The organism is Algoriphagus algorifonticola (assembly GCF_007655305.1).
GTDB classification, from domain to species: domain Bacteria; phylum Bacteroidota; class Bacteroidia; order Cytophagales; family Cyclobacteriaceae; genus Algoriphagus; species Algoriphagus algorifonticola.
This window is the reverse complement of record NZ_VLOG01000056.1, coordinates 20697-34524: the sequence shown is the minus strand read 5'-3', so window position 1 is coordinate 34524 and position 13828 is coordinate 20697. Positions and strand designations below refer to the sequence as shown.

General features: G+C 39.0%; 17 protein-coding genes. 8 read left to right on the top strand and 9 right to left on the bottom strand.

Annotated features, from left to right (window positions below; translation table 11 throughout):
* A partial coding sequence (locus FL972_RS15645; RefSeq protein ID WP_144606758.1) for an Ig-like domain-containing protein occupies nt 1–1373 on the bottom strand: 1373 nt, incomplete at its 3' end.
* A 392-nt stretch (nt 1374–1765) separates the two neighbouring features.
* Here FL972_RS15645 and FL972_RS15640 point away from each other — a divergent pair.
* Together FL972_RS15640 and FL972_RS15635 are read left to right on the top strand one after the other, a co-directional pair.
* Nucleotides 1766–3199, top strand: a complete 1434-nt coding sequence (locus FL972_RS15640; RefSeq protein WP_144606755.1) for an aldehyde dehydrogenase family protein — start codon at nt 1766–1768, stop codon at nt 3197–3199.
* A 3-nt stretch (nt 3200–3202) separates the two neighbouring features.
* The gene (locus FL972_RS15635) at nt 3203–4075 is read left to right on the top strand and encodes an alpha/beta hydrolase (RefSeq protein WP_144606752.1); all 873 of its coding nucleotides are present in this window, start codon (nt 3203–3205) and stop codon (nt 4073–4075) included.
* A 33-nt stretch (nt 4076–4108) separates the two neighbouring features.
* Here the strand turns inward: FL972_RS15635 and FL972_RS15630 are convergent, their stop codons facing one another.
* Both FL972_RS15630 and FL972_RS15625 read right to left on the bottom strand, forming a co-directional pair.
* Complete coding sequence (locus tag FL972_RS15630) at nt 4109–4342, bottom strand: hypothetical protein (RefSeq protein WP_091653714.1); 234 nt, start codon at nt 4340–4342, stop codon at nt 4109–4111.
* Nucleotides 4317–4919: an RNA polymerase sigma factor gene (locus FL972_RS15625; RefSeq protein ID WP_091653712.1), complete on the bottom strand. Its 603-nt coding sequence runs from the start codon at nt 4917–4919 to the stop codon at nt 4317–4319. The genes FL972_RS15630 and FL972_RS15625 overlap by 26 nt, the downstream gene beginning before the upstream one ends.
* 336 nt (nt 4920–5255) lie before the next feature.
* Here FL972_RS15625 and FL972_RS15620 point away from each other — a divergent pair, with 336 nt between their 5' ends.
* Nucleotides 5256–5606, top strand: a complete 351-nt coding sequence (locus FL972_RS15620) for a DUF3127 domain-containing protein (protein WP_144606750.1) — start codon at nt 5256–5258, stop codon at nt 5604–5606.
* A 22-nt stretch (nt 5607–5628) separates the two neighbouring features.
* The gene (locus tag FL972_RS15615) at nt 5629–6087 is read left to right on the top strand and encodes a hypothetical protein (protein ID WP_144606748.1); all 459 of its coding nucleotides are present in this window, start codon (nt 5629–5631) and stop codon (nt 6085–6087) included.
* On the opposite strand, the gene FL972_RS19465 is transcribed toward FL972_RS15615, so the two are convergent.
* The 5 genes from FL972_RS19465 to FL972_RS15595 form a co-directional block, all read right to left on the bottom strand.
* Nucleotides 6077–6238 carry a hypothetical protein gene (locus FL972_RS19465; protein ID WP_175557887.1) on the bottom strand — a complete coding sequence of 54 codons (162 nt, stop codon included), beginning with the start codon at nt 6236–6238 and terminating at the stop codon, nt 6077–6079. The two genes, FL972_RS15615 and FL972_RS19465, sit on opposite strands and share 11 nt — an antisense overlap.
* A 9-nt stretch (nt 6239–6247) precedes the next feature.
* Nucleotides 6248–6766 carry a 5-(carboxyamino)imidazole ribonucleotide mutase gene (gene purE / locus FL972_RS15610; protein WP_144606746.1) on the bottom strand — a complete coding sequence of 173 codons (519 nt, stop codon included), beginning with the start codon at nt 6764–6766 and terminating at the stop codon, nt 6248–6250.
* Nucleotides 6767–6768: 2 nt separating this feature from the next.
* Nucleotides 6769–7905: a 5-(carboxyamino)imidazole ribonucleotide synthase gene (locus FL972_RS15605; protein WP_144606744.1), complete on the bottom strand. Its 1137-nt coding sequence runs from the start codon at nt 7903–7905 to the stop codon at nt 6769–6771.
* A 69-nt stretch (nt 7906–7974) separates the two neighbouring features.
* Nucleotides 7975–8121, bottom strand: coding sequence for a lmo0937 family membrane protein (locus FL972_RS15600; protein ID WP_144606742.1), 147 nt, complete (start codon nt 8119–8121; stop codon nt 7975–7977).
* Between the two features lie 61 nt (nt 8122–8182).
* Complete coding sequence (locus FL972_RS15595) at nt 8183–9952, bottom strand: MutS-related protein (protein WP_144606740.1); 1770 nt, start codon at nt 9950–9952, stop codon at nt 8183–8185.
* A gap of 89 nt (nt 9953–10041) precedes the next feature.
* Between FL972_RS15595 and FL972_RS19460 the strand changes: the two genes are divergently transcribed.
* The 4 genes from FL972_RS19460 to FL972_RS15580 all read left to right on the top strand — a co-directional run bounded on the left by FL972_RS19460 (nt 10042) and on the right by FL972_RS15580 (nt 12798).
* On the top strand, nt 10042–10203 hold the full coding sequence (locus FL972_RS19460) for a hypothetical protein (RefSeq protein ID WP_186300131.1): 162 nt from the start codon (nt 10042–10044) through the stop codon (nt 10201–10203).
* Nucleotides 10204–10342: 139 nt separating this feature from the next.
* A complete protein-coding gene (locus FL972_RS15590) occupies nt 10343–11161 on the top strand; it encodes a hypothetical protein (RefSeq protein ID WP_144606738.1) in 819 nt (272 codons plus the stop codon).
* Between the two features lie 56 nt (nt 11162–11217).
* Nucleotides 11218–11895, top strand: a complete 678-nt coding sequence (locus FL972_RS15585; protein ID WP_144606736.1) for a nitroreductase family protein — start codon at nt 11218–11220, stop codon at nt 11893–11895.
* A gap of 93 nt (nt 11896–11988) precedes the next feature.
* On the top strand, nt 11989–12798 hold the full coding sequence (locus FL972_RS15580; protein WP_222116046.1) for a hypothetical protein: 810 nt from the start codon (nt 11989–11991) through the stop codon (nt 12796–12798).
* A gap of 144 nt (nt 12799–12942) precedes the next feature.
* Here the strand turns inward: FL972_RS15580 and FL972_RS15575 are convergent, their stop codons facing one another.
* Nucleotides 12943–13773 carry a mechanosensitive ion channel family protein gene (locus FL972_RS15575; protein ID WP_144606732.1) on the bottom strand — a complete coding sequence of 277 codons (831 nt, stop codon included), beginning with the start codon at nt 13771–13773 and terminating at the stop codon, nt 12943–12945.
* Between the last annotated feature and the right edge of the window lie 55 nt (nt 13774–13828).

The window sequence follows — 13828 nt, the reverse complement described above, 5'->3', positions numbered from 1 at the left end:
TCAGTCTCGCAGATCTCCTGATCACCTCCGGATACCGGAGCAGCAGGAGCAGGGTTTACTGTTACACTTACTTCAGCCACTTCACTTTCACATTCTGTTTCGTCAACTCTAGACTGGGTGATGTAATAAGTAAATATTCCAGCGGAGGTGGTAGCAACAGTAGGAGCTCCAGGCAGTGGATCCATTGATTCATCATACCAATTTATTTGATAGGATTCTGAAACTGGATCCACATCCAGAAGTTGGTCTCCCGAGCCCTCGCAAAATTCAAAAGATGCTGCAGAAGGAGCAGGAGAAGTCTCTGGCTTTATTATTGTAATATCCTTGGTGACAAAACACCCTTTGCCGTCTGTTACGGTGACTGAATAGGTACCAGCAGATAGGCCTGTTTGGTCTTCGGCGTTGACTACTAATCCAGAACCATCGGTAGTGGACCAGGCATAAGTATAGGACCCATCACCACCGGAAACAGTAATATCAATTGAACCTGTTGGATCAACTGAACAATCGTCATCTACTTTTGTATTTGTAAGCGATAAAGAATTAAAAAGAGTTACAGTTTTGGTAATATCTTTAGTGATATTTAGTTGATCGACAACAGTCAGCGTGACTTCATAAGATCCAGCCGAAGGAAAAGTGAAAGTAGGGTTCTGTAGACTTGAATTCCCCAGTCCTGCAAAATCCCAATTTCGAGATTTATAAGGAAGATTGCCTCCTATTGTAGCATCAGTGAAGTTTACCTCATAATTGGAACAATTCGTTTCGAAGTTAAAGTTAGGCACCAATGGAGTATTCACTAAAAACCCATCTATATTTCCATAACATTGGGCATTTCCTCCAGAACCATCACCACATGGGACATTTTTGGGCTGTCCAGTTTCCCATCTCATGAAGATGTTCTTAATTTCAAACTTGTCACCCCAAGCCCATGTAAAATCATCTGCAAAAGTCGGAGTGTTTTTGATCACTGTTTGCCCTTGAAACAAACACAAAATTACGGTCTCTACGAATTGGTCATTAATAAAAATATCATATTGCGTATACATAGAATACGCATTATTGGTGCTCCCTCCAAAAGTAAAAAATATTTGACCCGAAACAGGAGTCCCGATTTCATATTCAACCAACGGATCAAAAGGCAAGCCATCCTCGTCAAAAAAATCAACTCTAGTTACATTAACGTTATTTTGAGGACAGTTTGGGTAGGGAGGCCTTATCCCTTCCTGTGCCCATAATGACCCTTGAATAAAAAAGAAGAGAAGGAGGAACCATATGATTTTACTCCCTTCCAACCTCTTCAAATCACCTAATCTCCTTAAAAGTCCACTTAGAGATCGCATTAGGTTTGTTCCAAAATGGGATAACTTGTCCATATCGTTGTATTTAAAATTTCTGAGTTCGTAATCTTTTCTCGTTATATCTTACTTTTTGATAAAAGAGTCTTTGATAGCTCTTTTATGACCTCTCACTTGCTTTCATTTTTCTTGAATTAGAAGTAAACTTTATGAAGCAAGATCAAATTCAAACAAATTTATGTCGTAAAAATACACTTTTTTGTTTTTCATCACCAAATAAATTTTCATTTATTTTAAAATAAAAAGCAATTTTATTAATGTGAAATGAAAATAATTGGTCATGTAAGGACTTTTGTTTAATTTTTATTTCATTTTCTTAAACAAAACGGGAAAAGTTGATAAAAATCATAAAATATTGTTCTGTGAAGTTTTAGAATTTCAGGCCAGTCCAATTTTATTATATTCCCTCTATGGAAGAACAAAAAAACCAAAACGCTAACTCTGAAATTACATCTGTATTTGAAAGCCACCAGAAAACTTCTATCACATGGAGAAGCTCCACATTGGAGGAAAGAAAGGATCGGTTAAAAGCAATAAGGACTTGGATACAAGCTCATCATTCCCAAATACATGAGGCTCTTTGGAAGGATTTTCAAAAACCTAAAACTGAAACTGACCTAAGCGAGGTTTTTCCTGTCACTTCTGAAATTAACCATGCCTTAAAAAACCTCAAATCCTGGATGAAGTCTAGATCTCAGAGCACTCCTCTTCCCATGCTCGGAACAAAAGCTTACATACAGCCCGAACCCAAAGGAACAGCTCTCATCATCGCCCCTTGGAATTATCCTTTTAATCTGGCGATTGGGCCCTTAGTTTCTGCCATCGCTGCAGGTTGCACAGCTATCATCAAACCTTCTGAAATGACGCCTGCAACTTCAGCATTGATTGAAGAAATGATTTCAGAAATATTTCCAAAAGATCAGATTGCGGTCTTTCAAGGTGATGCAGAAGTATCCAAAGAATTACTAGCACTCCCTTTTGATCATATTTTCTTCACAGGAAGTCCTCAAGTAGGAAAGATAGTGATGGAAAATGCTGCCAAAAACCTCTGTTCTGTAACTCTCGAGTTAGGAGGTAAATCACCAGCGATTGTTACCGAATCCGCTGATATCCAAGACACTGCCAAAAAGCTCGTTTGGGGCAAGTTGGTAAACTGCGGACAGACCTGTGTGGCCCCAGACTATATTCTCGTTCATGAAAGCCAAAAAGATCTCCTATTGAGTGAACTAAAAATTGGAATTCAGGAAATGTATGACTCTAACTATGAGGGAATCGAAAAATCACCTGATTTAGCTCGTATCGTGAATGACAGACATTTTCAGAGACTGGATGACTATCTGAAAGATGCAGAGGAAAAGGGAGCAGTAATTGAGTTTGGTGGTAAAAGAAATCAACATCATCGATATTTGGAACCCACCCTTATTACGGGAATTTCTGACTCCATGAAAATCGCTGAGGAGGAAATATTTGGACCCATCTTACCCATCATCACCTATTCTGAACTTCAACAGGCCATCAATTATATTAATGCCAAACCAAAAGCCTTGGCATTGTATGTATTTTCTCAGGAAAAAGCTGAACAAGAATTAATTCTTCACCAAACCAGCTCAGGCAATGCTGTGATCAATGACTGTGTTTTACACTTCCTACATAATGAACTCCCATTTGGAGGGGTGAATAACAGTGGTATTGGGAAAGCCCATGGATATCATGGATTTTTGGCATTTAGTAATGAAAAGGGAATTTTGAAGCAACGTGTTGGACTTAATAACGTTACTCTTCTCAGACCTCCCTACGGACTAAAAACAAAACAGTTGATTAACTCATTAATAAAATGGTTCTAAAAGATGCTGGCTAAACTCCCCTTCAAAAAAGCAGAGTTATTTTTTTTCTTGGCTTTTAGTTTCCTGATTTTCTCTTGCAATCCAGATGAAAACCTGGACCCAAACGTACCTTTACCTGCATTAGAGCTTTCCAATGTCTCTTATGGGTCCGATATGCGACAGACCATGGATGTTTTTTTACCAGGTGGAAGGAGCATGGAAAACACCCCACTCCTTATATATATACACGGAGGAGCTTGGATTGATGGGAGCAAAGATGAGTTTGCTCAGGTTAAACCATTATTGGATCAAGCATTTCCAGAATATGCGTATGTAGCAATCAATTATAGACTTTTTGATTTTTTGAGTAGGCAAAATCCATTTCCAACTCAGGAAAATGACGTCAAGAGCGCAATAGAATACATTATTTCACAACAAGACGAATGGAATGTAGGAAACCAAATTGTGATAGCCGGAGCAAGTGCGGGAGGACATTTAGCCCTTTTGCATGGCTATAAGAATCCTGAGATAGGAAATATTCAAGCGGTTATTGCATTCTTTCCCCCTACTGATTTGGCTGAACTATTCAATTTTAATTCTTTGACTGCATTGGGACTTACAGAAATTCTTCAGGGGACTCCAGAAAACAAACCCCAAGCATACTTAGAATCCAGTCCGGTCAATTATATAAACAGTAATTCTGTGCCTACCATATTTTTCCACGGAACAGCAGACACAGTTGTCCCCATTTCTCAGAGTGATCTTTTAAAAAGTAAACTACAAGAAAACTCCGTGCCTCATGAATTTAGGAAAATTGAGGGTCAAGGGCATGGATTCACCCCCTCCACCAATGTAGAGTTGATACAGGCTGCCTCAGCTTTTGTCCGTGCCAACTAATAAAAAAACCCCGCCGAAGCGGGGTTACCAGTATCAGACTTTTTGAAGTCCCGTAGATTTAGCTTTCAACTTGATAGCTTGTACTACTTTTTCCGAAGGATTGATTTGGAGTAAATCCAATTGCTCTATCGCGCTCAGCAATTCCATGTAATCTTGCATCAGGTTTTCATCTTTGTGCAAGGCCTGCATTAAGAGCTCTTGTTCTACCTCCGGCATTTCCTGATAGATATATCTAATCAAGTCATTTGGGGTAAATGGTTTTATCATAGGCAAAATTTAATTGTTTCATTTTCTTCCTCAGATGGATCAGCGCATATCGCATTCTCCCCAGAGCAGTATTGATACTTACTCCTGTCTGATCTGCAATTTCCTGAAAACTCATGTCCATATAGTGTCTCATGATTAAGACTTCTTTTTGAGCTTCAGGCAACTCCTCTATTAAACGCTTTACTAGATCGATTTCTTCTTCTCTTACCTGTTTTTCTTCTGCATTTCCATCAGAAAATTTCAAAGAGTTGAAAATATTCGACCCATCCTCCATCATAATGGTGGGATATCGACGGGATTTTCTAAAGTGATCAATCGCCAGATTATGAGCAATCCTCATAATCCAGGGTTGAAACTTACCCTCCTCATTGTACTTATCTGAGTTGAGAGTTTTTACCACTTTCACAAAAACATCCTGCAGGATATCTTCTGCCAAATCTTGATCTTTGACGATCAAAAATATGGTGGTGTAAACTTTAGACTTATACCGATCTACTAAATGATCAAAAGCAGCTTCACTGCCATTTCTATACTGAGCTATCAACTCGCTGTCCTTAGGACCTATTCGCTTACTCATTTGATTTAGTTTATGAAGAACGTAAAAGTCTAAGCCATAGTATTTTTTTAGAGTGGAAGATTTTAAAACAGTTTTAAAAGTATGCTTTTGATACGTTGGATGCAAAGAAAAAATGGAGCAATTCCAGAAATTTCTTACATGCCAAAGTATATTTTGTAGAACTCAAATTCTCTTACGATACATTTTAAAACCTTATGAGAATACTTATTTAAAACTCAATCTTAATGCCAAGAATTGTTAAAAAAATAATTTCAGGCCTTTTGTTTTCATACGCCTGAAACCAGACTTTCCCTGCTTTTGCTTACCTTCGTTTATCAAGTAAATTAATTAGTAAAAATGGAATTAAGCGGAAAAGTAATTCAAAAACTACCTGAGGTAAGTGGAAATTCAAAAAGCGGAAATGCTTGGAGAAAGCAGGAATTTATTATTGAAACACCAGGTCAATATCCTAAAAAAGTATGTGTTGCCATTTGGGGGGACAAGATCGATCAATTCGGAATGGAAGTGGGAGAAAATGTCACAATGAGCGTGGATGTAGAAAGCCGTGAATATAACAATCGTTGGTATACAGAAGTCAAAGCTTACAAAGTTGATAAAAACGGTGGTAATGGATCCGCTCCTTCTTCCAATGCTCCTGAAGTAGATACCTTTTACTCTGATAGCGAAGAGGATAAATTACCTTTCTAATAACCAATAAAATTTTTTAAGCATGTGGGACGACTTTGATGATGAACCTGACTTCGAAGAAGATGGGGAATTTGATTACCGCAAGGAACAGGAGAGAATTTTCAAGCATCCTTTGATGAAAAAATCAAAGGAAATCATCGGCTTGACAAGAGCCTTGGTGGGAAGCTTGGATGAAGCAAGAAGAGAATTATATGGCAATATTATGATGGAAGACGCCGCTATAATGAGCGCCAAATTCAGTGCTGCAGAAAACTTTCCTGATTACATCACCAAAATGGAAAATGCAGTTCTCATGAAACTTCATGCCAAAAGTCTCAATTCCATGACCTATCAACTGGCTTTGGAAGAAACACATGCTGAAGAACATCTGGAATTATTAAGAGTGGCAATCGAAGATTTTAGAAAGCTTTTTCTTTCTTGGATTACAACTTTTGATTCCGACAAAAAATCTGATGACGGGTGGGGAATGTTTATGGATTAAGCTGCCCTGAGGCGAACTTAAAACCCAGATAGGCCCCTCCTGCCATCATCACAATGGCAATAAAAATCAACAACAAGAGCACATTCAAGGGGATTTCCCAGGGAACATCCCCAATTTTGAATTTGATGACTCTTTTCCATTTAGAACTCATAACCCGAGCTTAGCTGTCCTTAAGCATTCCCTTCCATCCTAAGGACTCAAGGTCTTTGGCTGTTTTTTCTACTTTAACCTTCAAAGAGTTTTTAAACTCATCCAAATTCTTTCCAATCTTAGGCTCATAAGCTCCTATAATAGATGCAGCTAAAATACCAGCATTTTTTGCCCCGTTGAGCGCCACTGTGGCTACCGGTATGCCACCTGGCATCTGAAGAATTGAAAGCACGCTGTCCCAACCGTCAATGGAATTAGAACTCTTAACAGGAACACCGATAACAGGCAAGCTGGTCATGGAGGCAACCATCCCGGGTAAATGTGCAGCACCTCCGGCACCTGCAATAATTACCTTTAAACCTCGATCTCTGGCTGACCTTGCATAATCAACCATGCGATCTGGCGTTCTGTGGGCAGAAACTATAGTCACTTCAAAACTTACCCCCAACTCTTCCAAAATAGCGGCCGCTTCTGCCATGATCGGAAGATCAGACTGACTTCCCATTATTATTCCTACCTGTGGATTCATGCTTATGCTTTTATTTTAATCAAATCTTTAATTCGCTGTGCTCTTACTTTTAACTGCTCTATATCCTCGTCCAATAGAGTTACATGCCCCATCTTTCTAAATGGTTTAGTCAGCTTTTTACCATACAGATGGATGTAAACTCCTTTCTCGGATAAGGCATCTTCTTGACCTTCCACAATTGCCTCACCAGTAAATCCATCTTCTCCCAGTAAATTAATCATGGCAGCAGGACATCTTAAGTCTGGGTTTCCCAAAGGCCAATTCATCACAGAACGTAAATGTTGTTCGAATTGGGAAGTAAAATTGGCTTCTATGGTATGGTGTCCACTATTATGTGGTCTAGGTGCAATTTCATTGACCAACACATCCTCGGACTTTGTCACAAACATCTCCACTGCCAAAATCCCTACCATATCCAACTTGAGAATGACTTCTTTTGCAATTTCTTGGGCCTTCTTTTCCACTGAATCTGCTATCTCAGCTGGCGCAAAAAGAAATTCTACCAAATTGGCCGTAGGGTGGAAAGCACATTCGACCGCCGGGTAGGCAATCAAGTCTCCCTTTTTATTTCTAGCAACAGTCACCGCAATCTCTTTGTCAAAATCAATGAGCTTTTCCAAAAGGCCCGGTGCATCAAAAGCTTGATCCAAATCAGATTCACTCCTTAATATCTGAACCCCTCTTCCATCATAGCCTTCTTTTCCCAGTTTATTAACAGCCGGTAAAAAGCCTTTATTTTTTATAACTTCAGCTTTGTTTTCTGTCAAGATAAACTCAGCTGTTGGAATTCCATTTTTTTGATAGAACTGCTTTTGCTCTCTTTTATCCTGAATCAGTTTCAAAATATGAGGCTGCGGAAAAACCTGCTTTCCTTCAGATTCTAATTTGGCTAAAGCGTCCGTATTAACACTTTCAATCTCTACTGTAATTACATCACAATCTTGCCCAAAGGCATAAACCGTATCAAAATCTTTGAGAGATCCACAAGTGAATTTTTGAGCCAAGTCCTTGCAGGGAGCTTGAGGATCCGGGTCCAAAATATGAATGTCCTGATTGTAATTGATGGCTGACTGAATGAGCATGCGTCCCAGCTGCCCACCACCCAACACACCGAGAATGGATGATTTTGCGCTTTTCATTAGGCCAAAAATAAAACAATCTGAAGGATAATCCTTCAGATTGTTGATATCGCTGATTTTAACTGGTACTTATCTTCCCCGAATCAACCTTAAAATGATTGATATCAGTGCCAATACCAGCAAAATATGGATCAAACCTCCTACACTATACACGAAAAAACCCAAGATCCAACCAATAACTAAAATAACCGCCACTAAATACAAAAGCGAATTCATAGTAGTAAAATTTAAGTGAAACAAAATGTTATTCAATATACAAAATCAAACAATATCCACCTCACCTTTTATGGAACTTAATGCCCATCAACTCCATCAGTTTATGGGCATTAAAACTTGTGCATGGTCCTTTTTTCAATTTGTAATCAAAGTCAATACTCCGATTATGTATTTCTGAATGAAAACTATAGTTTTTTACATAAGGAATCTGATCTTCAAGCGCAGCCAATTCTATATCATGGGTACTTATGATACCCAAAGCCTTACTATCTTTTAATTGCCGTATCAATGCCTCACTTCCAGCTATTCTATCCTCGGTATTGGTGCCTTTCAGAATTTCATCCAAAAGAAAGAAAACAGGTACTCCAGATTCAATCAAATCGATTAGAGTTTTGATCCTGTTAAGTTCCGCATAAAAGGAACTCACGCTTTCACCCAAACTATCGGTATTTCTCATACTCGTATAAAGCTGAAATTGGCCCAATTCCATCTTTTCTGCAAAAGGCCTCAATCCTATGTTTACCAAAACAATATTCACTCCCAAAGTCCGCATGAAGGTAGTTTTCCCGGACATATTTGACCCTGTTAAAAGGCTGAGCTTTTGCTTTTCCGAAATCAAAAAATCATTAGCCACGGCTTTCCCCTTAGGCAAAAGCGGGTGATAAAGAGCAGTTGTTTCCAATTCTAATCCATTTTTTATGGAAACTTCTCCATCAGCTTCCAATTCAGACCGGAATGATGCTAAAGAAACCCAAACCTCCCATTTGGATAAAATATGAGGATATTTGCTAACTAATTTTCCAAACCGAGCTTTCCATTTGACCATCTTGTAATAGAGCAAAAGGTCAGTCCAAAAGAATAGATTGATTGGGATATATAAGATATTGATCCTGTTTTGAACCCAAAGTCCAAGGCTATCCAGCTCTTTGAGAACTTCGGATGCTCTATGATTTTTCTCTTGAAAAACTTCCAAATCCCTTAGCAGGGCCGATGATTCAAATCGCTGATTCTCCAAAAGAACTAACCAGTTTTTGAAGGTCTTTAAAGTTGACTGAGAAGGGATTTTTTCCGCTGCCAGTTGCAAGGGTTTAAAGACAAATCCCAATAATGCCATCCCAATCAGTACCCAAACTCCCAAAAAAGCTGAAGGAACTAAGCTGATGTAGACCAATACCCCTAAGATGATCCCTCCTAAAAGGCCCAAACATCCTACAAAAAGTGACCATGGAACTCTTTTATCCTCGGATTTTAACCATTCCTCCCATTGATGATGCTTGACATCTGAATTGAAAAAGGCCTTCCCAACCGCTTCAAAGGCTTTCAGAAAATCGGGAGATTCTGCTAACTCATCTATAGCTTTCCGGTTTTGTTCAGATTCCTCAATGGCAATCGGTGATTTCAATAAATTCGCAAGCTGATTTTTTGCCTCAGGACTCACAGTATGGTTGAGTAGCTGAAAAACTGAATGGCTTCCAAAAAGATCTAAATCATTGCAGAAAGGGTGTTTTTTATCCAAATACTCTATACCTGGGTCTAAGCTTTCCAATTTTCTTTCCTGCCTCAAATTCTCATTTTGATTGATCTGATCCAAAGCCTTGTATATGGCTTCTTGGTCTTTCCAAAAATTATAGGACTTGATCAAGTGAATAAACAGGATAATAAAACCAATCCATACCAATCCCCAAATCATGGATTCTGCTATCATCAAAACAAAAAAGCCTATTAATCCCAGGAATGTCAGCAGCCTCAAAAAAGACAGAGAGGCGGTTTTTTTCCTGAGTTTGGAAATTTTATCCTCTAAGTCAGCGTTTTTAAAATCAAAATACTTCATCCCCAAATATAGGTCATTGACTAATCACAGTAAGAAAGAAATCCCTTCACTTTGACAGAGCCAATACTTGTCCTAACTTTAAACACGTCATGAAAAGCAAGAAAAAAAAGAATCCAAATGAGGAATCAGAGAAGTTTGATATGGGTTCACTCGCCAATCAAGGAATTTTTCCGGAAGATGTATCTTTCACCAAAAATATTGGATGCGCAAGTAATTCCTCCAAAGGCGCTAACAAATCAAAGCCCAAGTAATTTTTAATCATTAATTAAAATCCATGAAATCGAGCACGACGCAAGCGACACACACAGGCATGATTGTAAGTGGTGCGAGATTATCCCGAATCAATTTCGGGACAAGCTATCTGACCTCTAAAAAACAAATTATAAACAGATGAAAAAACTATTCAATATAGCTCTGGTAGGGCTTTTATTCCTAGGCTTGCAGAGTTGCTCAGACTCCAACTCTGTGTTTCCTGAGCCAGATTTATCTGCAGTTAATGATGAAATCGCTGTCAATAGGGTTTATGAAGACATGGACAATTACACCTTGACGGTTTTGGAATCCAGTGGTCTTGGTGCTAGAATTATGGCTAGCCAAAATGAATCAATCTGCGCCGGTGTAGATATCAATGTCAATAGAGATACTAAAAAGATTATTGTTGATTTTGGTCAGGGATGTACCAGTTCTTCGGGCATCACCAGAAAAGGAAAGGTAATCCTGGATTACACAGGTAATTTTCTCTTTCCGGGAGCCTCTGTCACTACTACTTTCGATGGCTATGAAGTAGAAGGATTAAAAGTAGAGGGAAGGCGAAAAATCACCAATACGGGCATAGATCTAATTAATAGCAAAGTGAATTTGACAGTAGAGGTCAACAATGGTAAAGTCACCTGGCCGGATAATACTTTTGTAAGCTTTAATTCAGAACAAGTAAGGTCGGTCAGTCTGGGAAGTCAGGGATATCAGATTGAAATCACAGGTACTGCCAATGGTAAGGGAAGAGCCGGAGCCAATTTTAACTCTTCTACTATCTCCCCTCTCACAGTTACTCAAGACTGCGTGGATTCAGGAGTATTAATCCCGAGTAGCGGAGTATTGGGATTTGTATCGGGAGGAGCTGAGGTTAGAATTGACTATGGAACAGGGACCTGCGATAAAACAGTCATACTCACTTATCCGGGTGGTTCTAAAGAAATTACATTTGATTAAACTTCAAAGAATCAATTCAAACGGCTATCTTTCTCAGGTAGCCGTTTTTTATTACCATGGAAAAAAAACTGATCAATGGTCACCTGCACGTTTCCTACAGGAGGCCCAAGTATTCTGACCAAGAGAGTCAGACTGCTGCAAAAAAATACTTTGAATTTATGAATCAAAGGAGGACTGTACGGGAGTTTGACTCTAGAAATATCTCTTTGAACGTAATGGAAAATATCATCCGCACAGCAGGAACAGCACCATCGGGAGCTCATAAACAGCCCTGGACATTTTGTTTGATTTCTGATCCGGAAATGAAAAAGCAAATCAGAATTGCAGCAGAGGAAGAGGAAAAAATAAGCTACACAAGTAGAATGCCTGAGTCCTGGAAAGACGACCTCGCTCCATTGGGTACGGACTGGGAAAAGCCCTTTTTAGAAATAGCTCCTTATTTGATAGTTGTTTTCAAACAGTCCTATGGAATGCAGGATGGAGAAAAGATTCAGCATTATTATGTAAATGAATCCGTAGGGATAGCCTGTGGTTTTTTGATTGCCGCCATTCATCAGGCAGGGCTTGTGACAGTTACTCACACCCCCAGTCCCATGAATTTCCTTTCAGATATCCTCCAAAGGCCCAAACATGAAAAACCCTTTCTCCTTTTGCCAGTTGGCTATCCCGCAAAAGAAACCTATGTGCCAGACATTGAAAGGAAGCAGTTAGAAGAAATTTTGATCAGATATTAAACCTGAATATTGTTTTTGCATCTAATGCATGTAACAAACATTAACCACAAAGCAATGAAATACAGGCAAACAACAAATCTACTGGCTTTATTGATGGCATTTTTATTTTTAGTGGGATGCCAAGAAAATGAAGATTCTGTACTTATTCAAGAACAAGACAGTGTAGAAGCATCACAGGAGACAGAGTTCACTAACTCCTTGGAGGATATTGATGAGGTGGTCTTAACAGGCTTTCAAAGAAATGATTTTGGGGATAGAAACATGGTTGCCTTGGAAGAAGACCTTTGTGACCGGGCTATAATCACTTGGTTGCCAGGAGAAAAAACCATGATCATTGACTTTGGTGAAGGATGTAGCAGTCCAAGGGGTGTCATTCGGAAAGGTAAAATCATTGTAAAATATACCGGAAGATATTGGGCACCAGGAACAGTAATCACTACAACTTTTGACAATTACTATGTGAATGAAAGGAAAATTGAAGGAATTAGAGTTGTAAAAAACCTTGGTTTCGACGAAAACTCCAAGAGCTTTACCTTTAACATGGTTGTAGAAGCAGGTAAAATGATTTGGCCTGATGGAAGCTTCAGAACTTTTGCATCCAGACACCAGAAGAAAGTCTATTTACCAAGTGCATCCTCTGATGGATTGAGATGGGAACTTACTGGTACTACAATAGGTAAAAACCGAGAAGGAAAAGAGTTCAAATCAGAAATTCTCCAGCCTTTGGTCTTTTTTCAAAGATGCGTGGCCAGTGGCATCAGAATCCCTAGCAGTGGCATCCTGGCAAGAAAACTTGAGGATAAAGCATTGCTTACTATCAATTTTGGAGACGGAACATGTGATAGGGAGATCACCTTATCTAGAGGTGACCGAAGTAAAACCATCAATCTTCCTAGAGATTAAAATTTAGGCAAAAAAAAGAGGCCGTCTCATAAATATCTCTAATGTCAGCCTGAGCGGAGTCGAAGGCCATTCCTATCGTTGTGGCCTACATTTCGACTTCGCTCAATGTGACAAATTGCACTTTTGAGACAGCCTCTTTTTTGTTTAACTGATTTCTGCTTTGTGTACCACTCTCTGAGGGAACGGAATTTCAATATCATTTTTCTCAAATGCATCATTAATAGCTTCCATACCATCCCAATACAAAGGCCATACATCTGCTGTCTTAGCCCATACTCGAACTGATAGATCAAGAGAGCTATCTCCGAAATTAGTCAGATAGACCACTGGAGCTGGATCTTTCAATGCTCGCTCGTCCTTATCAAATACATCCAAAATAATCTGCCTCGCTTTTTTGATATCAGTTCCATAGGCTACTCCGACTGTTAAATCGGCCCTTCTATTTTCTTGAGTATTCATGTTGACAATATCGTTGTTAGCCAGACTACCATTTGGAATAATAATCTCCTTATTGTCAAAAGTCGTCATGTGAGTATAAAGAATATCAATTTTTCTCACCACGCCTGTATGACCCTGAGCAACTATTACATCATTTACTTTAAAGGGCTTGAATAATAAAATCAAAACTCCACCTGCAAAATTGGATAAGGATCCTTGCAGTGCCAGACCAATCGCCAAACCTGCAGCACCCAAAATTGCTACAAAGGAGGCAAACTCAACTCCAATGGTGGTGGCAACCCCAATAAATAGGGTCACATTTAAAATTACTTTGACAACTCCTACTAAAAAATTATTCAACGAGGGGTTGTCATCCCTCTTTTCTAGGACTCTTTTAAAACCCTTAACAAGCTTGTTGACTATGAAGCGACCTACGACATAAAAAATGATCGCATAAATTATTTTAGGAACAATGGTATAGGCTAGTTCTATGCCCTGTTCGGTAATTTTTGATAAGGTTTCTGGTGTAATTTCCATTGAAAATGATTTAGTTTAAATTAAACAAATGAAATCGAGCATGAAGTATCCGTCA

What these genes read in the sequence shown, in the direction of transcription:
- FL972_RS15585 (WP_144606736.1), top strand. Translation starts at nt 11,218, where the DNA reads ATGGAAAAAAAACTGATCAATGGTCACCTGCACGTTTCCTACAGGAGG.
- FL972_RS15635 (WP_144606752.1), top strand. Translation starts at nt 3,203, where the DNA reads ATGCTGGCTAAACTCCCCTTCAAAAAAGCAGAGTTATTTTTTTTCTTG.
- FL972_RS15630 (WP_091653714.1), bottom strand. Translation starts at nt 4,342, where the DNA reads ATGATAAAACCATTTACCCCAAATGACTTGATTAGATATATCTATCAG.
- FL972_RS15640 (WP_144606755.1), top strand. Translation starts at nt 1,766, where the DNA reads ATGGAAGAACAAAAAAACCAAAACGCTAACTCTGAAATTACATCTGTA.
- FL972_RS15590 (WP_144606738.1), top strand. Translation starts at nt 10,343, where the DNA reads ATGAAAAAACTATTCAATATAGCTCTGGTAGGGCTTTTATTCCTAGGC.
- FL972_RS15580 (WP_222116046.1), top strand. Translation starts at nt 11,989, where the DNA reads ATGGCATTTTTATTTTTAGTGGGATGCCAAGAAAATGAAGATTCTGTA.
- purE (WP_144606746.1), bottom strand. Translation starts at nt 6,766, where the DNA reads ATGAATCCACAGGTAGGAATAATAATGGGAAGTCAGTCTGATCTTCCG.
- FL972_RS15600 (WP_144606742.1), bottom strand. Translation starts at nt 8,121, where the DNA reads ATGAATTCGCTTTTGTATTTAGTGGCGGTTATTTTAGTTATTGGTTGG.
- FL972_RS15625 (WP_091653712.1), bottom strand. Translation starts at nt 4,919, where the DNA reads ATGAGTAAGCGAATAGGTCCTAAGGACAGCGAGTTGATAGCTCAGTAT.
- FL972_RS15595 (WP_144606740.1), bottom strand. Translation starts at nt 9,952, where the DNA reads ATGAAGTATTTTGATTTTAAAAACGCTGACTTAGAGGATAAAATTTCC.
- FL972_RS15575 (WP_144606732.1), bottom strand. Translation starts at nt 13,773, where the DNA reads ATGGAAATTACACCAGAAACCTTATCAAAAATTACCGAACAGGGCATA.
- FL972_RS19465 (WP_175557887.1), bottom strand. Translation starts at nt 6,238, where the DNA reads ATGAGTTCTAAATGGAAAAGAGTCATCAAATTCAAAATTGGGGATGTT.
- FL972_RS15605 (WP_144606744.1), bottom strand. Translation starts at nt 7,905, where the DNA reads ATGAAAAGCGCAAAATCATCCATTCTCGGTGTGTTGGGTGGTGGGCAG.
- FL972_RS19460 (WP_186300131.1), top strand. Translation starts at nt 10,042, where the DNA reads ATGAAAAGCAAGAAAAAAAAGAATCCAAATGAGGAATCAGAGAAGTTT.
- FL972_RS15620 (WP_144606750.1), top strand. Translation starts at nt 5,256, where the DNA reads ATGGAATTAAGCGGAAAAGTAATTCAAAAACTACCTGAGGTAAGTGGA.
- FL972_RS15615 (WP_144606748.1), top strand. Translation starts at nt 5,629, where the DNA reads ATGTGGGACGACTTTGATGATGAACCTGACTTCGAAGAAGATGGGGAA.